General features: G+C 59.0%; 25 protein-coding genes and 3 pseudogenes. 8 read left to right on the top strand and 20 right to left on the bottom strand.

Going from position 1 to position 24,041, the window contains the following annotated elements; all coding sequences use genetic code 11:
* Positions 1–4 precede the first annotated feature (4 nt).
* Positions 5–925, top strand: a complete 921-nt coding sequence (locus TG4357_RS14935; protein WP_058263703.1) for a LysR family transcriptional regulator — start codon at positions 5–7, stop codon at positions 923–925.
* 15 nt (positions 926–940) lie between these two features.
* On the opposite strand, the gene TG4357_RS14930 is transcribed toward TG4357_RS14935, so the two are convergent.
* From TG4357_RS14930 to TG4357_RS14895, 8 genes are all read right to left on the bottom strand, one after another.
* A complete protein-coding gene (locus TG4357_RS14930; RefSeq protein WP_082644158.1) occupies positions 941–2,161 on the bottom strand; it encodes an Lcl C-terminal domain-containing protein in 1,221 nt (406 codons plus the stop codon).
* 129 nt (positions 2,162–2,290) lie between these two features.
* Positions 2,291–3,583: a sulfatase-like hydrolase/transferase gene (locus TG4357_RS14925; RefSeq protein WP_058263701.1), complete on the bottom strand. Its 1,293-nt coding sequence runs from the start codon at positions 3,581–3,583 to the stop codon at positions 2,291–2,293.
* 31 nt (positions 3,584–3,614) lie between these two features.
* Positions 3,615–5,381, bottom strand: a complete 1,767-nt coding sequence (locus TG4357_RS14920) for an FAD-dependent oxidoreductase (RefSeq protein WP_058263700.1) — start codon at positions 5,379–5,381, stop codon at positions 3,615–3,617.
* Positions 5,378–6,055: a ferric reductase-like transmembrane domain-containing protein gene (locus tag TG4357_RS14915; RefSeq protein WP_058263699.1), complete on the bottom strand. Its 678-nt coding sequence runs from the start codon at positions 6,053–6,055 to the stop codon at positions 5,378–5,380. Before TG4357_RS14915 ends, TG4357_RS14920 begins: the two co-directional genes overlap by 4 nt.
* Positions 6,056–6,057: 2 nt before the next feature.
* On the bottom strand, positions 6,058–6,267 hold the full coding sequence (locus tag TG4357_RS14910; RefSeq protein WP_058263698.1) for a 4Fe-4S dicluster domain-containing protein: 210 nt from the start codon (positions 6,265–6,267) through the stop codon (positions 6,058–6,060).
* A gap of 54 nt (positions 6,268–6,321) precedes the next feature.
* Complete coding sequence (locus TG4357_RS14905) at positions 6,322–7,065, bottom strand: hypothetical protein (RefSeq protein WP_058263697.1); 744 nt, start codon at positions 7,063–7,065, stop codon at positions 6,322–6,324.
* 40 nt (positions 7,066–7,105) lie between these two features.
* Entirely contained in the window at positions 7,106–7,420 is a 315-nt protein-coding gene (locus TG4357_RS14900; RefSeq protein ID WP_058263696.1) for a hypothetical protein, read from the bottom strand.
* 38 nt (positions 7,421–7,458) lie between these two features.
* Positions 7,459–8,469, bottom strand: coding sequence for a YHYH protein (locus TG4357_RS14895; protein ID WP_058263695.1), 1,011 nt, complete (start codon positions 8,467–8,469; stop codon positions 7,459–7,461).
* Positions 8,470–8,544: 75 nt separating this feature from the next.
* On the opposite strand from TG4357_RS14895, the gene TG4357_RS14890 reads away from it, so the two are divergent.
* From TG4357_RS14890 to TG4357_RS14875, 4 genes are all read left to right on the top strand, one after another.
* The gene (locus TG4357_RS14890) at positions 8,545–9,012 is read left to right on the top strand and encodes a MarR family winged helix-turn-helix transcriptional regulator (protein WP_058263694.1); all 468 of its coding nucleotides are present in this window, start codon (positions 8,545–8,547) and stop codon (positions 9,010–9,012) included.
* Between the two features lie 147 nt (positions 9,013–9,159).
* Positions 9,160–10,005, top strand: coding sequence for an SDR family oxidoreductase (locus TG4357_RS14885; RefSeq protein ID WP_058263693.1), 846 nt, complete (start codon positions 9,160–9,162; stop codon positions 10,003–10,005).
* 211 nt (positions 10,006–10,216) lie between these two features.
* Positions 10,217–11,509 (top strand): ferredoxin reductase family protein, encoded by a 1,293-nt coding sequence (locus TG4357_RS14880; protein WP_233487533.1) that lies wholly within the window; start codon positions 10,217–10,219, stop codon positions 11,507–11,509.
* A gap of 136 nt (positions 11,510–11,645) precedes the next feature.
* Positions 11,646–12,404, top strand: coding sequence for a glutathione S-transferase family protein (locus TG4357_RS14875; RefSeq protein ID WP_074646715.1), 759 nt, complete (start codon positions 11,646–11,648; stop codon positions 12,402–12,404).
* Between the two features lie 129 nt (positions 12,405–12,533).
* Here TG4357_RS14875 and TG4357_RS14870 read toward each other — a convergent pair whose 3' ends face one another.
* From TG4357_RS14870 to TG4357_RS14825, 10 genes and pseudogenes are all read right to left on the bottom strand, one after another.
* Positions 12,534–13,694, bottom strand: a complete 1,161-nt coding sequence (locus tag TG4357_RS14870) for an MFS transporter (protein WP_058263690.1) — start codon at positions 13,692–13,694, stop codon at positions 12,534–12,536.
* A 55-nt stretch (positions 13,695–13,749) separates the two neighbouring features.
* Complete coding sequence (locus TG4357_RS14865) at positions 13,750–14,802, bottom strand: permease (protein ID WP_058263689.1); 1,053 nt, start codon at positions 14,800–14,802, stop codon at positions 13,750–13,752.
* Between the two features lie 55 nt (positions 14,803–14,857).
* Positions 14,858–15,175, bottom strand: a complete 318-nt coding sequence (locus TG4357_RS14860; RefSeq protein WP_058263688.1) for an ArsR/SmtB family transcription factor — start codon at positions 15,173–15,175, stop codon at positions 14,858–14,860.
* Between the two features lie 52 nt (positions 15,176–15,227).
* Positions 15,228–15,469 (bottom strand): annotated as a pseudogene (locus TG4357_RS19840) (NAD(P)H-dependent oxidoreductase); the annotation flags it as partial.
* A gap of 335 nt (positions 15,470–15,804) precedes the next feature.
* Positions 15,805–16,824 (bottom strand): ACR3 family arsenite efflux transporter, encoded by a 1,020-nt coding sequence (arsB, locus tag TG4357_RS14850; RefSeq protein ID WP_168370979.1) that lies wholly within the window; start codon positions 16,822–16,824, stop codon positions 15,805–15,807.
* Between the two features lie 29 nt (positions 16,825–16,853).
* Positions 16,854–17,864, bottom strand: a complete 1,011-nt coding sequence (locus tag TG4357_RS14845) for a threonine ammonia-lyase (RefSeq protein ID WP_058263685.1) — start codon at positions 17,862–17,864, stop codon at positions 16,854–16,856.
* A complete protein-coding gene (locus TG4357_RS14840; protein ID WP_058263684.1) occupies positions 17,864–18,337 on the bottom strand; it encodes a succinylglutamate desuccinylase/aspartoacylase family protein in 474 nt (157 codons plus the stop codon). Before TG4357_RS14840 ends, TG4357_RS14845 begins: the two co-directional genes overlap by 1 nt.
* Positions 18,338–18,407: 70 nt before the next feature.
* Positions 18,408–19,288, bottom strand: a pseudogene (locus TG4357_RS19150) (IS5 family transposase).
* Positions 19,289–19,350: 62 nt separating this feature from the next.
* Entirely contained in the window at positions 19,351–19,629 is a 279-nt protein-coding gene (locus tag TG4357_RS19835; RefSeq protein WP_425329311.1) for a transposase, read from the bottom strand.
* A gap of 336 nt (positions 19,630–19,965) precedes the next feature.
* A complete protein-coding gene (locus TG4357_RS14825; protein WP_058263683.1) occupies positions 19,966–20,313 on the bottom strand; it encodes a winged helix-turn-helix transcriptional regulator in 348 nt (115 codons plus the stop codon).
* 119 nt (positions 20,314–20,432) lie between these two features.
* Between TG4357_RS14825 and TG4357_RS14820 the strand changes: the two genes are divergently transcribed.
* Positions 20,433–20,825, top strand: coding sequence for a nuclear transport factor 2 family protein (locus tag TG4357_RS14820; RefSeq protein WP_058263682.1), 393 nt, complete (start codon positions 20,433–20,435; stop codon positions 20,823–20,825).
* A gap of 14 nt (positions 20,826–20,839) precedes the next feature.
* Positions 20,840–21,703 carry an oxidoreductase gene (locus TG4357_RS14815; protein ID WP_210436492.1) on the top strand — a complete coding sequence of 288 codons (864 nt, stop codon included), beginning with the start codon at positions 20,840–20,842 and terminating at the stop codon, positions 21,701–21,703.
* A gap of 126 nt (positions 21,704–21,829) precedes the next feature.
* On the opposite strand, the pseudogene TG4357_RS14810 reads toward TG4357_RS14815, so the two are convergent.
* Positions 21,830–23,216 (bottom strand): annotated as a pseudogene (locus TG4357_RS14810) (transposase).
* Positions 23,217–23,405: 189 nt separating this feature from the next.
* Entirely contained in the window at positions 23,406–23,705 is a 300-nt protein-coding gene (locus TG4357_RS20165; protein ID WP_437438296.1) for an S-4TM family putative pore-forming effector, read from the bottom strand.
* Between the two features lie 22 nt (positions 23,706–23,727).
* Here TG4357_RS20165 and TG4357_RS19830 point away from each other — a divergent pair, with 22 nt between their 5' ends.
* A complete protein-coding gene (locus tag TG4357_RS19830; protein WP_058263679.1) occupies positions 23,728–24,036 on the top strand; it encodes an IS3 family transposase in 309 nt (102 codons plus the stop codon).
* Positions 24,037–24,041: the final 5 nt, after the last annotated feature.

The following is a 24,041-nucleotide window of genomic DNA, read 5'->3' as shown; positions in this document are numbered from 1 at the left end:
TCGCATGGACACAGACGCCCTACGCCTTTTCGTCATGGCCGCCGAACGTCTGAACATCAGCGCTGCGGGGCGCGAACTGGGACTGGCGCCCGCCGTCGGCAGTGCACGGCTTGCCAAGCTGGAACAGGAACTGGGTGCGGAGCTTTTGCATCGCACGACGCGGAAAGTGTCGCTTTCGCTCGAAGGGGCGGATTTCTTGCCCTATGCCCGCGAAATTCTGGCACAGGCCGAAGCTGCGCAGGCGGCATTGGGACATGGAAAAATAGGTGTCTCAGGCACCCTCCGCTTTGCCGCCCCCAGCAGCTTTGCCCAGTTGCATATCATGCCGCTTTTGCCCGATTTTCACGGGCAGTATCCCGACATGACACTGGATTTGCGGCTGTCGGACACCCGCTTTGACGCGATCGAAGGCAGTTTCGACCTGGCGCTGCGCAGCGCCCCATTGGCCGATAGCAGCCTTAAGGGTCGCAAACTGTCCGACGATTCCCGCATCCTGTGCGCCGCGCCCGGATATCTGGAGGCGCACGGAACACCGCAGGCACCGTCGGACCTGAACGGCCATGGTTATATCGCATGGCGCAACCTTGCGCCGCGTGAACTGATCAACCCGGCTGGAGAAACCGCCATTCTCGACCCAACCGCCATGGTCTGCCGGGCCGTTGTGGATGACGGCGATGCGCTACGCGAAGCCACCATTGCGGGGGCGGGGCTGTCGATCAATTCGCTTTGGAGCGTCGCGCACGACCTCGACTCTGGCCGATTGGTCCGCGTCCTTCCCGGTTGGCGGTCGAACGACCATGCGGTGCTTTGGCTTGTCTATCCACGATCGAACGTGCTGACGCCGAAGACACGGCTATTCATGGATTTTCTGATCGACCGTTTGGGCGGCCGATCAGATTGGCGAGACGCGTTTCGGATCGCGTGACACTCGCGGTAAGTCTTAACCCGCGTCGCGCACCAGCCGCACGAAATTGTCGATGCGGATCGCGTCACCTTGCGGACCGTGGCCTTCGGGGTAATCCGCCGGGTCGCCGGTCTTGGGGTCGGAACGTTGTGCCCCGGCGCCGTGTACATCGGTCCACCCGTTCATGTACCCCATGGCGCGACCGAAGTTCACATAGGCTCCGGCGTTGCCGGGCCGCTTGGTCCAGTTGGAATGGGTGGTCGAAGACCAGACAGCCCCGTAGTCGAGTTGATCCGCTTCGTTGGTGATCTCGGTGCTGTCGAAAACCGGGTCGATGGCCGGGCTGTCGGTCGTGTCAGGAGAACGAGTATAATCGACGATGCCCTGCAATTCCTTGATGTTCGGCAACCGCCAGTCATCATGGCCCAGATAGGCGTCGGTGTTTGCGGTTTGCGCAAATGCCAGCGCGTCTTGCCAGCTCATTGCGATGCCGCTGTCGGTCTTGCTCCACATCAGACCCGTCGAGGCGTCGATCACGGTGCCATCGCCGTGATCGGCAAAATCATTCACGCCATAGCCAGCGTCGCCGCGCACATACATGACGAAGAAGGTCTTGTCGCGGCCCCGCAATTTAAGGCCATAGCCCTTGATCCGTCCATCGGCAAAGTTCACGCCGAAAAGCGTGGCGTCATTCGTCGCGTTGGTGCCGGAGACATAGAGATTGGACGATGCCATCTGACTGTCGATGATCCGCTCGCCCGCGTCGGTATCGCCATAGGCGAAGTCGAAATAGCTGCGATCAATGAAGGGGACCAGACCGGAAACATCTTCCCCTTCATAGCCCGAAGGATCGACGCCGCGAAAATCCATCAGCGAATACATTTCCTTGATCGTCGGAAGACGCCAATCGTTATAGCCCGCCAGATCGAAGTTTTCTGCCCCCGCCAACGCGGCGTCATAGCTTAGTTTGTCATTCGCCAGAATTTCGCCGTCGCCGTTCAGGTCGGGCGTCTTCGCCCACATCAGGCCAGTCACGTTGTCGGTGACGGTGCCATCGCCGTTGTCGGTATAATTGGCGGGTGTGCCGCGATACTGGGCGTCCTGCCCGTAGAACGCCGCGCCTTCAGCCGGGCATGTGATCGCTTCGCTGTTATCATAGCAGATGTTTTGAGCCGTATCGACGACGGGAAAGGGCGTCTGGGCCACAGCCGCTGCGGTGCTCAACAGTAGAGCGGTCATAGAAATAATGCGTATCATCTCAAATCTCCTTTGGTTCTCGGCAAGTGCGGGTCATCGTGATTTCGATTGCCCTTTGTGTTTCGCTGTACGGCTCGGGACCGCACTGTCCAATTGGGCGTGGTGTGGCGATTGCCGGTGTGGTGCGATCTAGTCGCCGCGCAGATCCTGATAGGCTGCGCGCAACGCCAAGACCCGCTGGTTCAATTCAGGTGTAAGCGTCGCGGACAACAGATCGAACTGCGAGAGCGGATCATTGGCGATATCGAACATTTGTTCCGCGTCACCATCCGGCGCGACCAACATGTACTGCGCATCCCGGATCGCCCAGCCCATGACATCGACAGGCATCCCTCCGTCTCCGAAATGTTCGACATAGGCGAATTCACGCGATCCGGTTTCCCCTTTCAGAATCGTATTAAGATCAATGCCATCAGATACGGCACCGTCAGGGTCTGCGCCCGCCAATGCCAAGATCGTGGCGTTCAAATCGGTTGTGTTGACCAAGGCCTCTGTTCGTCCACCTTCGACGCCGGGACCTGAAACAATCATCGGCACTGCGGTGCCGCCTTGGTAGATGCTGCCTTTGGATCGTCTTGCGCCATATAGCTGTCGGGACACTTGTCCCGGCGTGCCATTGTCACCGATAAAGATGACAATGGTGTTTTCGCGCGTTTCATCTGACATGCTGTCGAACAACCGACCGACTTCGGTATCCAGTGCTTCAAGCATCGCGTTATAATATGGCAGCGGATTTTCACGGATAGCGGTTTCGTCGTCCTTAAGATTTTCGCCGGTGTAAAGCGTGCGCGGTGGCACGTGGAACGGGGTGTGCGGTGCGTTATAGGCCAACCATAGAAACCAAGGGGTTTGCCGTTCGCCGATCCAATTGATGGCCCGGTCGGTTAACACGGTTGTGGTGTAGCCATCGACATCATTCCGCGTTCCGTTTTCCACACCCTGCCAATTGTAGTAACTTCTGACGCCGCCGGAGATCATGCCGAAATAGTCGGTTACGCCCATTTCAGCGGGATGATCAAGATCATCAGGTGAGCTGGCCAGATGCCATTTACCGACCACAGCACTGGCATACTCCGTCTCGTTCAAGGCGTCGAAAAGACTGAATTCATCCGGGGATAGCCCACTGCCCCCGCGCGGGGGAATTGCCCCCCCGACGCCGGTTCGAAATCCATACTTACCGGTCATGATGGTCGCTCGGGTGGGCGAACAAACAGGTGCCGAATAGGCCTGATCAAAGACAAGACCTTCGGCACAAAGCTGTTCGAGGATCGGCATGTTCGCCTGCTGATCCCCCACGGCGTAGCAGCGCGAAGTGTCGAGCCCCATATCATCGGCGATGATCAGCAAGATGTTCGGTGCGGCATGCCCGGCGCATGGTAGGCAAAGCGCAAGGGCCACGGCTGCTATCTTATAGATGTGCATAAGGTTTTTCCTTGGTACAGCCGCCGCAAATCTAAGTTGGCCAAGTATCGAAGGGTTGTTTTTCAAGCTGCATCGACCCGTCCGATCCCTGATAGATGTTGATCCAAGCGCGCCAGTTCACATCGTCGACATCCGGATAGTCCAATCGGTAATGGCTCCCCCGGCTTTCGGTGCGCATCAGCGAAGCGCGCAGTTTCATTTCGGCGCTCAGGATCATATTGCGGGTTTCATGGGCGAGCCGCAGTTCGTGCATATTGGCGGCCCGCAACATCGGTGCATGGTGATCGCGCAATTCTTCGATATAGGCCAGCGCCGCCTGCATCATAGAAGCCTTCTTGATGTAGAGCACGAAGTTGGGGATCATGATCCCTTGCAACGTCTGTGTGACCCAAGCCGGGCCATAGCCCGCCTCGCGTCGCAGCGGAGCTAGAATTTCGTTCACGACCTCGGCTATCCGCGCGTCGGCAATGATCGGGGCTTTGACCGATGCCGCGTAGTCTGCGGCCGCTTCGCCCGCGATGGCCCCCTGAACGGCGGAGCCAGCCAGAGACGAACCGATCTGGGTATAGATGCCGCCCGCCATATGACTGCCGAGGGCATCGCCGGCCGCATAGAGCCCGGTGATATTCGAAACACACCTGTCGTTATACGGAACCAGCCCTTCGGATTTGTGGATCGCCATGCCCGCAGAAGCACCGCCGACATTCGCACTGGGGGCAAATCCGGGTGGCGGGCCACCGGGGGCACCGCCCTTGCCATCACCCGGAGGCGGACCAGAAGGCGCGCCCCCTTCGCCGCTACCGGGGGCATCAAAGTCGCGCTGGAACTCTTCAGGGACATAGGGCCCGCCCGCGACCTCGTCCGTCGGTTGTGCAGCACCTGGCCCACCTGCGACGGGATTTCCGGTCACATAGGCGCGGTAATTGATATCCATGCCCAGGTCGTGATGCACTTCAACCCCGTTGGTCGATGGAACGCGTTCGAACATATCGCCCCAGCCATCGAAGGTGGCCGCCGGGTTGTCGCTGCGTGTCGTGTGACCGTCATTCCATTCCTTGCCCGTCACCTTGGCACCGATCCGGTACGCCATCACCGTCCCGTCATGGGTCAGATCACCAAGTGGAAAACCGTTCGGTTTGAACCCCCCGGCCCCGGTACACAGGATCACCGATTTGGCGCGGATGGTGACGGTTTCTTCGGCATCAAGACGGAATCCCGCAGCCCCCGCGATCCACCCGTCTTCTTTGAAGAGATGGGTGATGACCACCCGTTCCAGCAATGGAATATCACGTTCTTCGATGGGCTTCATGAAAGGCCGATTGGCCAGCGTCTGATCAAAAAAGCCCCAGTCGGCCAATTCGCGTGCGCGATCGAGTGAATGTTCCGCCAACTGGCGGGTGTAAACCGGGTTGTTTGTGCCAAGCGCCGAACGCGACACGGTGTCGACGAAATCATCGATGGTGCCGGTTTCCGTTTCCGGGTCAAAAACGAAGAATCCCTTGCCGAAAGGCGTCAGGCCCGAAGACCCCAGCCGCCCCTTGGAAACGATCATGGTGGCCGCCCCGGCGTCATGCGCCTTCACGGCAGCGAAAAGCCCGGCCATACCACCACCAATCACCAGAACGTCGGTGTCATAGTCGGTATTTGTAATGGCGCTCACTTCGATTTCGACAGGGTTGTCGGCCCAAGCGGTCATCCCGAAAGAAGCCATTCCAGCGGTAGCCCCTGAAAGCGTAAGGAATTCACGACGCGTCGTCGCGGTGGCTTCATGCGCATTTGTATCAATCGGCCCGGTCATGTCGTGGCTCCTTCGGAAATCGGCGGGGTATGGGGCTTTTTCGGCATCGCGCCCCAGTAAAGCTTGGCCAGCAACGCGAAGCCGATCAGCGTCAGTATGACGAAAAAAGCGGACATCGCGATATCGGTATGGCGGCCCAATTCGATCGCGTGCCAAAGTGCAGCGATGATAAAGGCGACCGCCAGCCCGCCATGAAAATACCGCCAACCGCGATAGCGCGCGCTGAAATGCGGGATCAGTTTTTTGCGAAAATACGCGGTCACACCCAGCACCAGCATCGCACCCCAAGCGAATAGGCCAAGCAGAATCCCGAGGCTATCAAAGGTGGTGATCATGGTGAGGAAGGCATCCCAAGGCTTCACCCCGCCTTCGAAATAGCGCGGCAGCACGATCAGGACCGGATGCAGGAAAATCACGCCAACTGCGGAATAGGCGATGTATTTGTGAACCTTCTGGATTTGCGGCGGTTTGAACAGGTTCAGCAACGTGGCGTTGCTGCGCGCCAAGAAGAACTGGCCGACCATCAACGACACCGCAAGCAGCGTGATAAGCGAAAACGACTCTTTCAGGATCGACCGGCGCGGGGCTTCCCCAAGCGCGTAAAACAGCAGTGGCAGACCGATGAAAACGGCCAAAGCGGCAATGAATGTATAGGTTTTTCCAGAGAAATTCATGGCTATCCCCAAGGCGTAATGACGGGAATGGATTTTTCCGGTGCCATCTCGATGGCGTCGACGGGGCAATACATTCGGCACAGATGGCAAATCTGGCAATCAGCGGGATAAGTGATCACCGCTTTGCCGCGTTCCATTCGGATGACATCGCAGGGGCAGGATTTGACGCATTCTTCGCACCCGATGCAGCCATTGATACTTTTGATGGTCATGGGGATATTCCGATCATGATTTCGGGCCTTTCAGAAAAGGGACAGGTGGGTGGGTCATACCCAAGGGGGGGCTGCAAGAATGAAATGCGTCACGGTCGCGTCGAAAGCGTAGAACCCCCAGTGCAAGCTATAGGCCCAGCGAAACCCGCTGCGCACACGCAGGTAGAGATAGGGAAGCAACGCACCAAACACCGTTGCGGACAGGGTAAATCGGGTAACATAGACCGGGGTGAAGCCGTCGAACACCAAAAGCAGATGGAAGCCGCCGAAAGCCGCCGCCATTCCGATCGCGATAGGAATGATGCCATATCCCGCTCGCGCCGCAGTCAGAATGAGCGCCGCTGCCAGGACTTGCTGAAACAGGATATCGGCCGATTTTGGCAAATAGTACCATGCGGATGCGAACATGAATTCAGGCGGTTCGGACGGCGCGCGCAATTCCGAAACCTTCGGCAACAGCGGCAAGACATAAACGACGAACAACGCGAAGCAGACCAGGATGGGAAGCATCACCAGCCCTTCACGCGCAACCGTGCTGCGGTTCAGTTTCCCGACGATCAGGGAACGAAACAGCCAAAGGGAAATGGCGGCCCAAGCAAGGTAGTAGGCCGTGAACAGCACCGGCGCACCATCATACCCTCGTTCCAGGTCGAGCGCCGCGACCAGCGCGTAATAGGTCTGACTTGAAACCAACCAAAGCACGGCGACGATCAAGACCGCACGGATCACCTGTCCAGGCGCCGTGGTATCTTGGTCGCCGGTTTCCGGCGCTTCGGTCTGGACAGGTGAAAATAACATGCAAATTCGCTCCGTTACGGCCTCAGGACCGCTCTGGGTTTCAGCCTTTGGGGGCGGCCCCGGCAGGGACACAGAGCATTGCATCATCCCGTCCTGCAGGCGGTTGCCGACAGGTGCCGTTCAGCGTCGCACCGTCCTTCAGGACAATTTCGCAACGGTCGTTTTTGGACTTCGATTCGCAGGCCACAAACGCCTCACGCGGGGGGCGTCCGCCCTGACGGTCACCTTGCGGGGCATTGGATTGGGCCAATTCGATCGGGGCAAACACGGCGGCATTTTCTGCCATCACGGGTACAGGCAGGGTGATCAGTGCAACCATGGCCATCGGGGCCAGGCGAAACAGGTTCAGGTTCATTCGTATCGTCTCCGATCTGGATTTATTGACCCGACCGATCAGGGCCGGGGAGGAGGACGGCTGGCATCGCAGACCGTCTGCCCTTCAACGAGCGTGCAACCAGTTTCCGCCGCAAGGCAGCCAAGGATTTTGTTCGAACCCGCCGAACCGGCGTGATAGTGGTAAGATAGCCCCTCGGCTTCATGCCCATAGCAGCTGTCCAGCCCTTCGGGAGCCTGACCATCGGCAAGCAGATGCGCAAAGATCGCATACCCGTCCATCGCGATGCCAATCTGGCCGCCATGCGCCGCCACCGCGTCTTCGGCGGTCCCCGACAGTGTCGACGCATCGGACAGGCATTCCGTCACAGCATGATAGTGATATCCCACATGCGGGTTCACATGGCCGCCGCAATCGTCAAAGGGGGCGATGGTATAAGCCCCGAGGATCGCATCGACCGGGGCTGGCCCATCCAGACGCACGCCGTTCAAGGCCACCCCTGCCCCGGTCCGGTTCGTGAGTGTCGGCTGATCGGTGGGAACCGTTTCCAACGGGATTACATAGGTAAGCGTCGCGTCTTCGGGCAGGTATTCCGGCAGGCACTGGACGCAATAATTCTGATAAGCGGGATCGACATCGGGCCTTGCTGCGGCCTCACAGGCTTCCAGCGTGCCGGTGAACCGCACCGCGCCAGTGTCGGGATCAAAGAGCTGCCAGTTGGTATCCTCGTAGACCTCCGCGAGGTTGGCGATGAAGGCACCATCGACATCGACCGTTTCACCGTTGAGAAACCAGATCCCACCAGCTTCGGCCCCATCAGAAATGTTTGTAGGACACCAAGGACCCGGCGCGTAGCTGCGCGGACTCGGCCGAACAGTGATGGAAAAGCAGGTCGTTTCGGTACCGCCCGAAAGCGTGCAGTCCACCCGTTCGGGGCCTGCCACGATATCTGCTGTTGCGAAAAAGCTGGCGATATCTTTCTCGCTCGAATGCGCAGCGGCGGAGCCGCCCAGAAAGTGGGCCGCAGCGAGCAAAGGGAAATGCGAACATATGCGGGATAGTTTAATCATCTTGGCTCCAATAATCGATTTGCATGACAGGTCGCATCTTGCATCTGAATTAATATTAGCATATTAACTATTAATATGCAAACTGACCAACATGATTTCCACGGCCTTCTTCACAGTGCGGACCTTATCGAGGCGGAATTGCGCCGAAAGCTTGCGCCGCTCAACATCCAGCCACGTCAGGCCCGCGTCCTTGATGCGATGGGCCGGATGGGCGCGGTTTCCCAGTCAGATCTTGCGTCTCAGTTCGGCGTCACCTCTGCCAGCATGAGCACAATGACAGACCGCCTGCTGGCGGCTGGATACATCACGCGCGCGATCGACCCTGCATCGCGTCGCCGACACGTCCTTGAATTGACGGGAAAAGGGCATGCCCTGCTGGCCGGGATCGTCGACGCCTGGTCGGATGTCGACGCTGCGATCCAGTCTGTACTTGGCAGCGACGCGGCGACTTTTTTCGATCTGGCCCGCCGACTACGTGACGGATTTGGCGGCACGATTCCGGGCACCAAGGACATCCGCGCGCCCACTGTCATAACAGGTTGATTTCACCAACGCGGAATACCCCACCAGCCTTTGCGGCAGGCGACTTGCCCGTACTGACCAGCGTCACCGTCGCTGCGCAAGTTGAGCCAATTCGCGTGGCCCCCCTATCTGTTCGCCATCAAAGCGGCCAACTCAGGAGAAGACCCAATGACAATCGCAGTTACTGCCGTCACAGGCCAGCTTGGCGCCTCAATCGCCAGGGCGCTCATCGCCATGAACACCGGCGAAACCATTATCGGGCTTGCCCGTACACCCGAAAAGGCCAAGGGGTTGGGCATCGAGGTGCGCCCCGGCGATTATAACGCCCCCGCACAGCTTGAACCTTCGCTCGAAGGGGTCGATACGCTGCTTCTGGTGTCCGGCATGGATGCCCCGGATACGCGTATCGTGCAGCACCGCAACGTGATCAACGCGGCCAAGGCCGCGGGCGTCAGCAAGATCGTTTACACAAGCGTTCAGGGCGCCGATGAAGGCACGAGCTTTTCCCCCGTGATCCAGAGCAACCGCCAGACCGAGTCAGACGTGAAGGACAGTGGCCTTGACTGGGTCATCGGGCGCAACGGAATTTATATCGAACCGGATGTGGAATACATCGAAAGCTACCGCAAGGCGGGTGAGATCACCAACTGCGCAGGCGATGGCCGGTGTGGCTACACCACCCGTCCCGAGCTGGCTTATGCCTATGCCCGCATGCTGACCGGGACCGAACATAACGGCCAGACCTACAACCTTCATGGTGACTGTTTGACCCAAGCGGAATTGGCCGCTTACCTGAACAGCGCTTTTGCGACCAAGCTGGTCTATCGCGCAGTTTCTGTAGAGGACTACAAGGCCGACCGCATCGCAGAATTGGGCGATTTCATTGGCACCGTCATATCCGGGATTTATCAGGGCATCCGCGATGGCGCCCTCGACAATCCGAGCGATTTCAAAACCGCAGCAGGTCGCCCACACCAAGATTGGGATGACTATTTCACCGCCCTGCAAGGATAGCGAAAATGCTGCAAAACGATCTCTGCACCCGAACCCCATGAATGTCGCAAAACCACCAAACCCGCGACGGAATACCGGACAGACCACGTATTACGACCGGATCGTTAATTTTAGCGCTTGGCCAACCCCCGATAGCGCCCCATCGCATTGAAAGACCCGGATCATGAAGAATATCAAAATCGCCCTGTGGGGCATCCCCGCCTTGCTGACCGTGTTTTGGCTCGCGGCGACTTTACCTTTTCCTGACACTTTAAGCTTTATCGCCATCCGCAACTTGCTGGTGCAATATACGGGCGTTCTGACGATTGGCGCGATGAGCGTCATCATGATCCTTGCCACGCGGGCCAATTGGATCGAGCCTTGGTTGAACGGGCTCGACAAATCCTATCGGCTGCACAAGTGGCTTGGGATCGGTGTGCTTGTGACGGTGTTTGCCCACTGGATCGCGTCGGGCCTGCCGAAATGGCTGGTCGATTGGGGGATGATGGAAGCGCCTCAGCGCGGCACCCCGGGGGCCGGTGCGCCGGAATTGACCGGCATCGAGGGCTTTTTCCGGGAATATCGCGGCGTCATGGAATTTGTGGGCGAAAAAGCCTTCTATCTTGCCGTCATTCTGATTGCGGTCGCCCTGATCAAACGCATTCGCTACAAAACCTTCTTCTCCACCCACAAGTTCATCGCGATTGCCTATCTGGCGGGAGCGGCTCACGCGGTGACGATGCTCACCTTTGACCACTGGGCCACGCCCCTCGGCATCGTTATGGCCCTGTTGATGCTTGGCGGTACGTATTCTGCGATCCTAACATTGACCCGCCAGATTGGCCGGGGACACAAGGTTTCCGGCAAGGTCGGAAGTATTCAAACCTACCCCGAGTTGCGCGCGACCGAGGTAAACATCGCGCTGGAAGGCGGTTGGAAAGGACACGATGCGGGGCAATTCGCGTTCGTCACGTTTGATCCCAAGGAAGGTAAGCATCCGTTCACCATCGCCTCGGCGTGGGACGTCGCAACGGGCCAGATCACCTTCATCAGCAAGAGCCTTGGCGATTACACCGACCTCTTGCCCGACACCCTGAAAGTCGGCGGGATGGCCACCGTTGAGGGACCTTATGGGCGCTTCACGTTCGAAGATGCGAACACGCGCCAAATCTGGATCGGCGGCGGTATCGGCATCACGCCCTTCATCGCCAAGATGAAGCAGTTAGCGACGACGCCGGGCACCAAGACCATCGACCTGATCCACACCACCAAGGAGCATTCCGCTGATGCGCTCAAGCGGCTGCAGGCCGACGCGGACGCCGCTGGTATCACGCTGCACGTTCTGGTCGATGACCGCGATGGGTTCCTGAGTGGCGAGCGGATTCGCGCAATGGTGCCGGATTGGAAAGCTGCCAGCGTGTGGTTCTGCGGCCCCGCCGGTTTCGGGCAGGCGCTGCGCGCCGACTTGGCGGCCAATGGCTTGGCTGCGAGTGATTTCCATCAGGAGCTATTCAACATGCGCTAGCGGGCAACCGCCCGTCAGCAGCCCTTCCGCCTGTTCCGCTGGTTCATCATCGGCAGAACAGGCCCTTCGATAAGGTCCCCCCACGCCGATTCTTCCCACTGACAATCCCGACATCACCGCGCTCAAAGGCATCCATATGTATCACGCGGGTCTGTCCAACTGCTCTATGCGGGTGCGCATCGCGCTGGAAGAAAAGCGGTTGAAATGGATCTCGCATGAAATCGACCTTGGCCATCAGGAAAACCTGAAAGACTGGTATCTGGCGATCAACCCCAAGGGCTTGGTGCCCGCGATCGTAGATGATGGCGTTGTGGTGACGGAATCCGCCGACATCCTGTACTATCTCGAAGACAAGTTTCCCGAACCGTCCCTTTTGTCGGCCGATCCCACCCTCGCCGCAGAAGCCAAAGAGTGGGTCGATCTGGCCGCGTCCCTGCATATGAAAGCGATCAAGACCTGGGTCTATGGCAGCACCGGCGGCGCATCGAAAAACCGGTCTGACATGGCGCATTACGCCGATATCCAGCCGGATAAATCGCTGATCGCATTTCATCAGCATTCGCTGGACGGGTTCAGCGACGCGGAAATCGAGGTCGCGCGCAAGATGCTTGCCGATGTATTCGCCCGAATGGAAAACCGCCTGCAAGATCACGCGTACCTTGTGGGCGATGCGCAAAGCCTCGCGGATGTCGCGTGGTTGCCGCAATATGTGTTGCTCAACATGCTCGGCTTTGATTTCCGCCCCTATCCGGGCATTCTTGTCTGGGCGAAACACCAGCAAGAGCGCCCGTCCTATCAGGCCGCAGTCGGCGTCTGGATGCCCAAAGTTCCCGGTTGGGCCGTGCGCATCGGTGTGCAACTGATGCGCTTCTACCGCAAACTGAAACCTGCATAGAAAACGGCGGCGCACAATCGCGGCAAAATTTCGGCCCGACCCGCCATGCGGGCACATGCGGAAACCCTGCCATGCCTGCAACCAGACGATCCTCTTACGGTGAGGATCGCGTTGTGCCGGTTGTGACGCTCAAGTTCGTCTCAGTATGATCAGCGCAGCCATCGACGCCATTCCAATTCCAGCTGTCAGATAGATGGCCGACAAGCCCCATGTCGAGAGGGCGGCCCCGAAGAGCAGCGGTGCTGCCGCTTGTAGGATGCGCGCCGGGGCGCTCAGCCAGCCGATGCGCTGCCCGTAGCCTATCGCTCCGAACAAGGCGAGCGGCAGCGTACCCTTCGCGATGGTCAGGATGCCATTGCCCGCTCCGTGTAAGATCGCGAAGATGAAGGCTGCAGGCCCACCGAATGTCACCAGCGCCGCAGCGGCGAGCGGATGGGCTGCTGCTGCAAGCCGGGTTGACACAAGCGGATGGTAGCGGCGCAACAGACTGAATTCCAGTACGCGCGCCGCGACTTGCGCCGGGCCGATAAGGGCACCAGCAGCGATGGCGACAGCGGTGCTGGCCCCTGCGGTCTGTAGCAGCCCAGGCAGATGCGCCGCCATGGCGGTTGCGTTGAACCAGGTTGCCGCAAAGACAAAGGCAAGGAGCGCGAGCGCCATCCGCGATGGTTGCTCTCCGATTTCTTCCGGGGCGTTCGCCTTGACGATTGAATTCGTTCCTTTCGGTAGCCAGGCGTTGAGCGGCAGAGCCAGGAATAGGTGGATCAACACCCAGCCGAGACAGGCTTCGCGCCAACCCCAGGTCGCGAGCATCACCCCCGATAAGGGCCAACCGACCGTGCTGGCAAATCCTGCAATCAGTGTGATGCCCGTAATCGGCCCGCGCGCGTCCTTGCCATAGATCCCTGCCAGCGTGGCGAAACCCGCCTCGTAGAGACCGATCCCCATGCCGAGACCGATCACCCCCCACCCCGCGAACAGGATGACCGGAGAAGGGGCAACAGCCAGAATGCCGAGACCGCTTGCGAAGACCAGGATCGACAGCATCAGGACGCCACGCCCACCGACACTGTCGATCCTCGCACCGGCCCAAGGACCAACAATTGCGGAAACGACCATCGCCATGGAAAAGGCACCGAAGACCCAGACCGGCGAAAGGCCGAACTCTGCGGCCATTGGAACCGCCAGAACAGCAGGAATATAGTAGCTGGACGCCCAGCTGACAGTGAGAGATGTGCCGAGGGCGGCGACGATCACGTTGCGCTGTCGCGAAATGAGTCTTGGAATCATGGCTCTGTTCTGCCTGAAGTGGGGGCGGCGAGGCCACGTGCCTCGCCGCATGTGTTCAGGCCATCGACACCCAGAGTTGAAACAGCAGTCCCGATGCAAAAGCACCCGTCAGCGACAGCCCGATATAGAGCGCGAACACCTGCGGTCGGGCCAGTGCCCAGACCGCCATTGCTGCGGGAATTGACGTGACCCCACCCGCGACGAGAAAGGCCATGCCGGCCCCCGGCGCCATTCCCTGTTCGATCAGCCCGCCAACCAGCGGCAGCGCGGCATAGCCGTTGAGGTAGGCCGGGACACCCACCAGGGTCGCCGAGACGATGGGCATCAGACCGGTGCCACCAAGAGCCGCAGTCACGGTTTCAGCCGGGATCCATGCCAGCATCAGGCTCTCGAGCAGAAAAGCCAGCGTCAGCCATTTGGCCAGGAACAGCGTCGTGGTCAGCGCCGTCTTGCCGAATTTCGCGCGGCGGTCGGGTTCGGTCCAGAAGCGCCAGACCACAGGTTGGGGGGCGCGGACTTTCGAACCGCCGCAGCCGCCATTGCCAATGCCTTCGCGTAGTGGATCGGCAAAGGCTCCGCCCCGCATCAGCAGGTAAACGACAAGACCGCCGAACAGACCAAGACCAATGGCAGCGAAGGTTTTCGCCACCGCAAATTCCGCCCCAAGGACACCAGCGGTCAGCACGAACATCGACGGATCCATGATCGGCGAAGCCAGCCAGAAGGCCATCACCGCCGACAACGGTACCCCCATCGCCAACAGGGCCGCGATCAGCGGGATCACCCCGCAAGAGCAGAACGGCGAAAGCCCCCCCGCCAGCGCCCCAAGGCCGATCATCAGCAGCGGCGCGCCGGTAAATGCCTTGGCGATCAGGTTATCGGCGCCAGTCGCCCCCGCCCAGGCAGCGATGGCGATGGACAGGATCAGGTAGGGCGCGGTGTGCAGCAAGGCCGCGGCCGCGAAGCCGGTGCTGTCCACCGCTTGGCGCGGATCGACCACCATCAGAACGCCGATGATCAGCGCCGAGGCCAGCCAGACACGCTGATCCTGCCAAAGATGCCTTAATACGGCCCGCGGCCCGTTGGTTGAAAATGCCGTATCTCTCATCACCGTATCTCCGGTATATTAGTTATTTCAGGCCCTAAAAAAGGAGGCTTGCGAGTCATGCCGCATCCTCCTCGGATTGGGTCGTCACACCTATGCAGCACTCTTCGGACAGGAAAGTCTGAAGGCGATGCATGGCCGGGAAGTCGACCTTGTTGAACACCTCGCGCCCCTGTTTTGCCTGCAGCACGAGGCCGGCATCGACCAGCGTCGAAAGATGATGCGCCAGCGTCGAAGGCGCCAGCCCCAAATGCTGACCGATTTCGCCCACCCGCAACCCGCCGTCACCGGCCTTCACCAGAAGGCGAAAGATCGACAGGCGGGCATCGTGGCCGAGGGCGGCAAGGGCGCGGGCATGGGGGCTGGTCGTTGTCATGGGGATTAATATAACCATATTTCCGGTTATTTAAATGATTCTTTTTCGCGTCCAGCGACAGCGGAATCCAGTCGATCTGCGCCTTCATGATAGCGGTCATGGTGCCGTGCCGTTCGGGCGAACACCAGACCATGCCATCACACCAGGTGACGAGGTCGCGCAATTCTTGCACCTTGGGATGGCTTGCCTCGGTATCATCCGGCAGCGGCAGGCGCGAAGGGTTTAAGCTGCGGGTTTCCGCGCCAAACCGGTCAACACCCGGGCGGCTTCTTCGATCATCAGGCGGCTGAACGATGATACCGTCACCCTTTTGAGTGAAGAGGCACGCGGCCATGGCGAGGATATTGAGCACGTTGGGCGCGCGCAGGATGTGGGTCGGGTTGACGTGCCAACCCTGTCGGCCCTTCAGCCAATCCGTCAGTGCAGGCAGCAAGCCATCGGGCACAGCCTCGTATCCGAAAACGCCGTGCGCCACCCTGTCTGCCATCGCTTGCAACACGGCCGGCGGCGGACAGAAATCCATGTCGGCCACGCCAGCGGCAAAAATCTCTGCACCGTCCTGCCCCAAAACCATTGGATGCACCTTGAGTGCGGGCGCCGGGCGATCCCGGTATCGAAGTCGAACACTGTCATGCCGAAGGCTTCGGGAAGCTTGCGCGGGTCCGGTTTGCAAACGCGACCAGAGACAACATGACGGGCACCTCGACCAGAACGCCGACGACGGTTGCCAATGCCGCGCCGGAGTTCAGACCGAACAGGCTGATGGCGACGGCCACGGCCAGTTCGAAGAAATTCGATGTACCGATCATGGCGCAGGGAGCGGCAATGCGGTGCGGCACCCGCAGGACATAGGCCGCACCATAGGCCAGCGCGAAAATGCCGTAAGACTGGATCACGATGGGCACCGCGATCAGCGCGATCAGGAAGGGTCTTTGCAAGATCACCTCGCCCTGAAGGCCGAACAGGATCGCCACCGTCACGATCAACCCGACAACCGACCACGGCTTGATCCGCGCGGTGAACGCTGCGATCCGTTCCGGGCTGCGCAATGCGCGACGCGTCGCCAGCCCAGCCGCAAGCGGCAGCACAACGTAAAGAACAGTCGCCAGCACCAGCGTTTCCCACGGTACTACAATGTCGGTGACGCCCAGAAGAAATGCCACGATGGGTGCAAAGGCAACCACCATGATCAGATCGTTCACCGACACTTGAACCAGCGTGTAGGTCGCGTCGCCCCGCGTCAGCTGCGACCAGACGAACACCATCGCGGTGCAGGGCGCAGCCCCCAAAAGGATCAGCCCAGCGATGTACTGGCCGGCATCCTGGGGGTCGATGAAGCGGGCAAAGACATGTTCGAAAAACAGCACCGCGAGAAACGCCATGGTGAACGGCTTGATCAGCCAGTTCACCGCTAGCGTGACAAGCAGGCCCTTAGGTTGCCGCGCCACGCCCTTGACGGCGCCGAAATCGACGCTGACCATCATTGGGTAGACCATCGCCCAGATCAGAACCGCGACGACGAGGTTGATCGAGGCGACCTCGGCGCTGGCGATGGCGCCGACCAGCCCCGGCGCGACAGTGCCGATCCCGATCCCGGCGATCATGGCAAGCGCGACCCAGAGGGTCAGGTAGCGTTCAAAAGCGCCCATGACGCCGCTGTTTGTCTTGGTGGTTTCGGTCATTTCTGAATGGTCCCTTCGTGGGTCAAGGCGGCTGCGCCAAGGAGATCGGAAAAGCGGGCCGGGTCGATGTTGCCCCCGGTAATAACAGTGGCCACCGCACGGCCCTTGATCGGCACCCGGCCGCTCAGGATTGCGGCCAGACCGACCACTGCGCCCGGTTCTGTTACCAGCTTGAAATGCTCAAAGGCGAAACGCATTGCGGCGCGGACCTCGGCATCGGTGGCTGTCACCCCACCCGCCAGTAATGCATGGTTGATCGGAAAGGTCACGGCATTGGGGATCGGGGTCATGATCGCGTCACAGATCGTGCCGCGCCCCGCAGGATTGCCGACGCGCTTGTCTGCGATCAGCGACCGGCGGGTGTCGTCGAACAGATCAGGTTCGGCCGCGAACACCTGCGTCCCGGGCGAGGTATCCGCCATCACCACGGCCGTCGCCGCAGTCAGCCCACCCCCGCCGCAGGGCACCAGAACGGTATCGAGATCGGCTCGCAATTCTTGTGCCTGCTCCAGCAGTTCCAGCGCAGCCGTCCCCGCCCCTGCCAGCACCAAAGGGTGCGTGCTGGGTCCGACGACCAGTCGGCCGGTTTCGCTCTCGATATGTTCGACCACCGCATCGCTGCTTTCGGAGTCGCGGTCGAAAGTCACGATCTCGGCACCAAGCGCACGGGTCGCGGCCTTCTTGGCCTCTGGCGCATCGGCAGGCATGACGATAACCGCCGTCGATCCGAGGATCTGCGCGGCGCGCGCGACCCCAAGGGCGTGATTACCCGAGGAATAGGTCACGACGCCCCGCGCGCGTTCCGCGGCGCTCATGTGAAGCATCCGCCAATAGGCACCACGGATCTTGAAGGCGCCGGTCCGTTGCAGGGTCTCGGCCTTGAGCAGAAGCCGCCCGCCCAGCATTCCGTTGACATCGGGTTTTTCCAGAACCGGCGTGCGGATGACGATACCGTCCAACCCTTTGGCCGCAGCACGCACATCTGCCACGTCTATCGGATACGCCATCACCGCTGCTCCGCGTCACGGGCGATTTGGAATGCCGCATCGCCGCGTTCGATTTGCGCCAGCGCCCGTTTGCACAGCACAAACCCTTCGTAGGGGGAAACGATTTGGTCGGCAGCCTGTAGGGGCGTATCAGGATGGTGGATCAACCCGACGGTTTCGCCCGATACAACCGTATCGCCGATGTCTTTCAGCGGTTCGAACAGCCCTGATTGATAAGCATAGACCGACCCCTGCGCATGAAATTCCCGCGTGCCCCGGACTGCGTCAGGTTTGTAGTCGGGCAACATCCCGAGCGTATGCAAAATCCGCTGCAAGCCACGTTCGGTCATCGCCAGAATGTCGGGTGACACCGCGCCGCCGCCGCCCAGTTCCGCCATGATAGACACCACGCCATTGCGGTTTCCGACCCCCATCGCGGTGCGCGCGGTGCTGTTGGGCCCGCCGCCACTGGTGAAGACCCAAGCATATGGCAAATCGAACGCCTGTTGCAGCCTCCGCAGTTGGTCTGCTTCTTCAGGCCTAGGGTCAGGACACGTTCTCGTTTCATAGCCAGAACATGACGATTGCGGCGAGAGCTATGGCTGAGCAGAAGACCCTGGGGCACCTATCATATCTGGTTGCGACACGGCGCCAGTCCTTGAGCCTGCCGAACATGATCTCGATCACTGCCCGGCAGTGCATTGCGCAGTAATGTCACGAGAGGGGCGGTTGCGGCGTTTGTAGCGGCGCTTGTCATATTTGACGGGGATCTTGCGTTGTTTTCGACCGGGGATGCAGGGGCGTATCCCTTTGTCTTGCAACGCTTCCCTGAACCAATCGGCGTCATAGCCGCGATCTCCGAGCAACCAATCGACGTTCGGCAGGCTGCTGAGCAGCGCCTTCGCCCCGATGTAATCGCTGACTTGTCCGGCAGAGACGAAGACGTTGATCGGGCGCCCCTGACTGTCACAGATGGCATGCAGCTTCGTATTCATGCCGCCCTTGGTGCGACCGATCAGGCGGCCACGCCCCCCCCTTTTTCGCGCCCAGGCTGGACGCGGTGCGATGGGCTTTCAGACAGGTCGCATCCACTGCCCGGCAGTTGATTGCGTCGCAATCAATGAGAGGGGATCATCACTGTCTTCTTCTCGCCGTGCTGAGCCGCCAGGCCAGTCATCATCTGCGCAAAGATGCCCTTATCGCTCCACCGCTTCCAACGGTTGTATAGCGTCTTATGTGGACCATACTCTTTCGGCGCATCACGCCAGCGTAAGCCGTTGCGGTTTATGAAGATAATCCCACTCAGAACGCGCCGGTCGTCCCTCTCGGCAGATTGCTTCGCAATCGCCTGCCGGGCAGCGGACACGCGGCTTGCCGTGGGACTTCGGGAAATAGGGCTCCAGACGCGCCATCTGTGCGTCGCTCAGCCAGAAGAGATCAGACATGTCACCGCTCATTTTTCGAACGATGAATCATGCTGCGCGGCTAAAATCAATGGGTCCTGAGCCTAATTGGGTGTCTGGGTCAAGCTCGTTTTCCTTCTTCTATGTGACCCTGCCATGGTTCGCATCAACATTGCGTTGGCCGCGGCATACAGCGTTGCACGAACGTCTCGGTCTCCTGCCTTCGATATTCGACCGGGGTTGTCGTGTTCACCTGACTGATATCTTCGCGGCGTGAGACCAAAATGCGCGACAACAGTGCGGGATTTTTTGAATCGATTGGGGTCATCGATTGCGGCTTTGAATGTCAAAGCTGCAATAGGCGCCACACCTGGCACTGTCATCATCCGTATGCACACCGCGTCTTGCGATGCCGCGCGCTTCACGCGTCGATCCAGTTCCAGATAGTTTTGAAAGAGGACCGTACGGGCATCAAGTAAAGGAAGAACCGCGTGCGCGAGCACTTTATCCATCTCCCCAATTACGCATGCTTCCCGCCCCTCGTGTCGAAGGCGCGAACGGCCCTGACCTGCCTTTGGGCGACTGGCCAGATTCTGCGTTGCAGCTTCACCAAACCAGCCATTCGACACGTTGTGCAGCATTTAGTTGGACAGAGGGCGGGACTGCGGGACTTTTCTGCCATTAGCCTGAATACATCGAAAGGCTGCTCTCGCACCTTCTCAAGACGTGCTGGGGTCAACCGAAGCTAGGTACTGCTCTCCCCACTTACTGATTTCGTCAATCACGGGCGAGACGCTTATGCCGATGTCTGTCAGCGAATATTCGACTTTTGGCGGGACTGTCGCGTAAGGGACGCGGCGCACGATGCCGTGGCTTTCGAGATGCTTGAGTTCCTTGGTAAGCATTCGTGTCGAAATCCCTGGCACGGACCGTTCCAGTTCCTTGAAACGGAGCGTCCCACGCGCGGACAACACGTAGAGAATGGCAAACTTCCACCGCCCTTCCAACACACTCATTGCGAGGTGAAACGGGCATTCCATGTAGTCTTCGAAAGATTTTTGAGCCATCGATCACCCTTACTTTCCGCAATAGTTACCTTTGTGTTCCTAGGAACCAAAAGTGTCTCTTCTTGCATATTGTTACCATCATCGACACCTTCTCTAAAGGAAATATCAGGAGAACCCAAATGTCGAACAAGGATACTGTTACCGCCTTCGTGGAAGCCATGCGTCGGTCCGATGTTGAAACGCTTAGCTCTATGATCACAGAGGATTTCAGTTGGTGGATAGCAGGCAAGCAGGCTTATCTGCAAACAGCTGGTGAACATGACCGAGCGTTTTTTCTGGGCTTTTTTGGCAGCGGCGGCGAGATGTTCCCGAATGGTGCCGATTTCGCTGTGACCGGTATGGTGGCAGAGGGGAATAAGGTCGCGGCAGAGGCTCATATGACTGCGACGACCGCAACGGGTTCGGAATACAACAACATGTATCATTTCCTCTTTGAGATTGCGGATGGACGGATCAAACGGATGAAGGAGTATATGGACACACATCATGCAAAAGTGACGTTCGGCCTGTGATGACGGAAAGCAAAATGGATATGAACGGCAAGACGGCATTGATCACCGGGGCCAACACGGGCCTTGGCTTCGAGATAGCGCGCGCATTGGCAACGCGCGGGGCGCAAGTGATCGTTGCAGGCCGGAACGAGGCTAAAGTGCAGACCGCGATAGACCGCATAAAGGACGAGGCACCGGACGCGCGGCTTGAAGTCGGGCTTGTCGATCTGAACGCTCTAGCTTCTGTAAAAGATTTTGCCACCAGGATTGCCAATACACACACCCGTTTGGATATCCTGATCAACAATGCGGGCGTCATGGTGCCGCCCGCCGGAACAACGCAGGACGGCTTTGAAACCCAGTTTGGTGTCAATTTTGTCGCGCATTTTGCACTCACCGGCCACCTTATCCAACTGCTGAACGCGGCGCCTGCTGCACGCGTCGTGACCCTGTCCAGCATCGGACACCGAGGCGCAGTTTTGGACTTTGACAATTTCCAACTGGAAAAACCTTACGATCCTTGGCGCGAATATGGCCAAAGCAAACTCGCCGATCTTGTCTTCGCGTTAGAGCTTGATCGTAGATTGCGCGCTAAAGACAGCTCTGTTCGCTCCCTTGCCGCCCACCCGGGCGTGAGCCAGACCGACCTGACCCGAAACCTTGGTGACATTCCAGCAGGCATCAAAATGATGTCGCCCGCCGACGGAGCCGCGCCAGCACTTGTCGCGGCAACAGACACGCACGTCGAGGGCGGGCAATACTGGGGGCCTGACGGGCCAGAAGAACGCTCAGGAACACCCGGGCTTGCGATTGTTGACGCCGCCGCTCTCAAAGATGGTGTCGCGGAACGCTTATGGGATTGGGCCGAAAAAGCGACTGGGATCAAATATCCGCAATAGGCATAGACGCAAAGCGGTCATTTAGACGCGCCGCGGCATCGGGTAACATGGGCCGATTCTGTTGAAAAACTAATGTTTGCGCGCGCAGAAATATCCGTTCTGAATTCGGCGTAAGCGCCTTTCTTGTCAGGCTTTGCGAATTTGCTGCGGTGCGGGAATGATCTTGGCCAGTTTGCGGAGGTTTTGGGCAGTTGCTGCGAGGAGAAATTCGTCATTTGCACCGCACGGGCCACGTAATCGCAGCCGACCGAGGCCGAGAATGCGTTTCAAATGGGCGAAGAGCATTTCGACCTTCTTTCGGAGCTTCATCGCAATAACGTATTCATCAGTTTTGGCCAAATCCCTGGCAACTTGGCGGGCATCTTCGTGTTCTTCACGGGTGATAGACCTGGCGTCAGCGTTGGGGCAGCATTTCGGCTTGGATGGGCAAACCTGGCAGGTCAGTTTCAGAGCACGGTACTTCGCGCGGCCCTTGCCGGTCGGGCCCCGGTTCGGATCGGAATAATTCCGGCGGAACTGCTTGAGCGCGTGACCCTCAGGGCAGATGTATTGATTATTCTCTGCATCCCAGTCGAAATCTGTGCGTGTCCAGGTGCCATCAGGGCGTCCGGACTTGTCGATCACCGGGATGTAAGGATCGATCTTGCGATCTACGAGCCAGCCAAGCATTGGGCCTGAGCCATAGGCAGTGTCGGCGATCATCCAGTCAGGGACCAAGCCGAACTTGTCTTTTACCCGCGTCAGCATGGTTTTTTGTCGATCCAACCTCGGCTTGCCGGATGGAGCGTGTGGGTTCCACATCCAAGATGACACCGTGATCCGTGTCGATCAGGTAATTGTCGGAATAGCTAAAGAATGCAGGGCCTTTGCGGGCTGCTGTCCACTGACTGGCGGGATCGGAATGCGAGGTGAACTTGGGTTGGACATCGCTCGCCGCGCCGAAGGCTGCCTCGTCGAGCGTGTCGAGATACTCTCGGACTGCGCGGGGTGCATCTACGGCATCGATGGTCGACGCATCCCATTCTTCCTTCGGTGTTGAGTTTTGCTTGTTCGTATCCGCTTCGATCAGACTGGCATCGACTGCCATGCGCTGACCGCTGGCGAGACCTTCCTCGATACAGCGGGCGACGGTCGTCTCGAACAGGTGTCGCAGAAGTTCGCTGTCGCGAAAACGCCCATGCCGGTTCTTGGAAAACGTTGAATGATCGGGAACGCGATCGCTAAGGTCGAGGCGGCAGAACCAACGATACGCGAGGTTCAGATGAACCTCTTCACAGAGCCGCCGCTCGGACCGGATGCCAAAGCAATAGCCCACCAATAGCATCCGGATCAGCAGTTCAGGATCGACGGATGGCCGCCCCGTATGGCTGTAGGAATCCGCCAAATGTGTCCGAATGCTGCTCAGATCGACGAACCGATCAATCGAACGCAGAAGATGATCTTGAGGAACGTGGTCTTCCAGAGAAAACTCGTAAAACAGCGCCGCTTGCGCTTCCTGTCTCGGTCCCAACATCCGCCACTCCTCCCGCTCACGGGACGAATCACGGGACGAATTGAATCAGCAGTTCAGGTCTCAATCAAGGAAGAGTTTTTCAACAAAATCAGCCCCAAAGCCGCCGTCTATCTTGGTCGTCGATGCTGCATTGCGGCCCGTCGAACCGGCCGTTCGCTGCAACCGCAACATTTGGGAAAAGCCAAGCCGTCAGTGTGAGGTCATTGGACGGTGATTTTCAAATTCCGCGCGGAAAGTTGAAGCTTTTCGGGCGGCCCTGCCTTCAAGCGCGGATCTCTTTAGTTTGTAAATTCCGGGAAAAATCAATGTCCCGCTGGCCCGGCGTATGTAGAGCGCATCCTGACTGTCTCGTGCTGCTTGCAAGAGCGCAGTATCTATTAGGACCCCCCTGCAAATCTGAAGCCACAAATCGTCCATTAGCTTCAACGAATCTTCCTGATCAGACAGAGGTGGTCGCGGGAATTCAGGCCAGTCGTTAAGGTGGATCACATGATGAAAGAAGTGATCCGTAATGAAGAAACGAAAGAACCATTCGCCGGAGTTTAAGGCCAAGGTTGCGCTTGAGGCGATCCGCGAGGAGCTGACGCTGGCGGAATTGTCCAAGAAGTATGGCGTGCACCCGACCCAGATCGGCACGTGGAAGCGCGCCGCGATAGAGAACATGTCGACAGCCTTTACGCGCCGTGGCTCCGCCCCTGAGCAGGTGAGTGCCGCCGACGTCGACAAGCTGCATTCCAAGATCGGCCAGTTGGTGGTGGAGCGGGATTTTTTGGCCGAAGCCTCGCATCAGTTGCTCGGGACGCGAGGCAAAAAATGGTGAGCCGG

This window comes from Thalassovita gelatinovora (assembly GCF_001458355.1).
GTDB classification, from domain to species: domain Bacteria; phylum Pseudomonadota; class Alphaproteobacteria; order Rhodobacterales; family Rhodobacteraceae; genus Thalassobius; species Thalassobius gelatinovorus.
The sequence above is the reverse complement of the archived record's forward strand: the minus strand, read 5'-3'. Positions and strand labels throughout refer to the sequence as shown.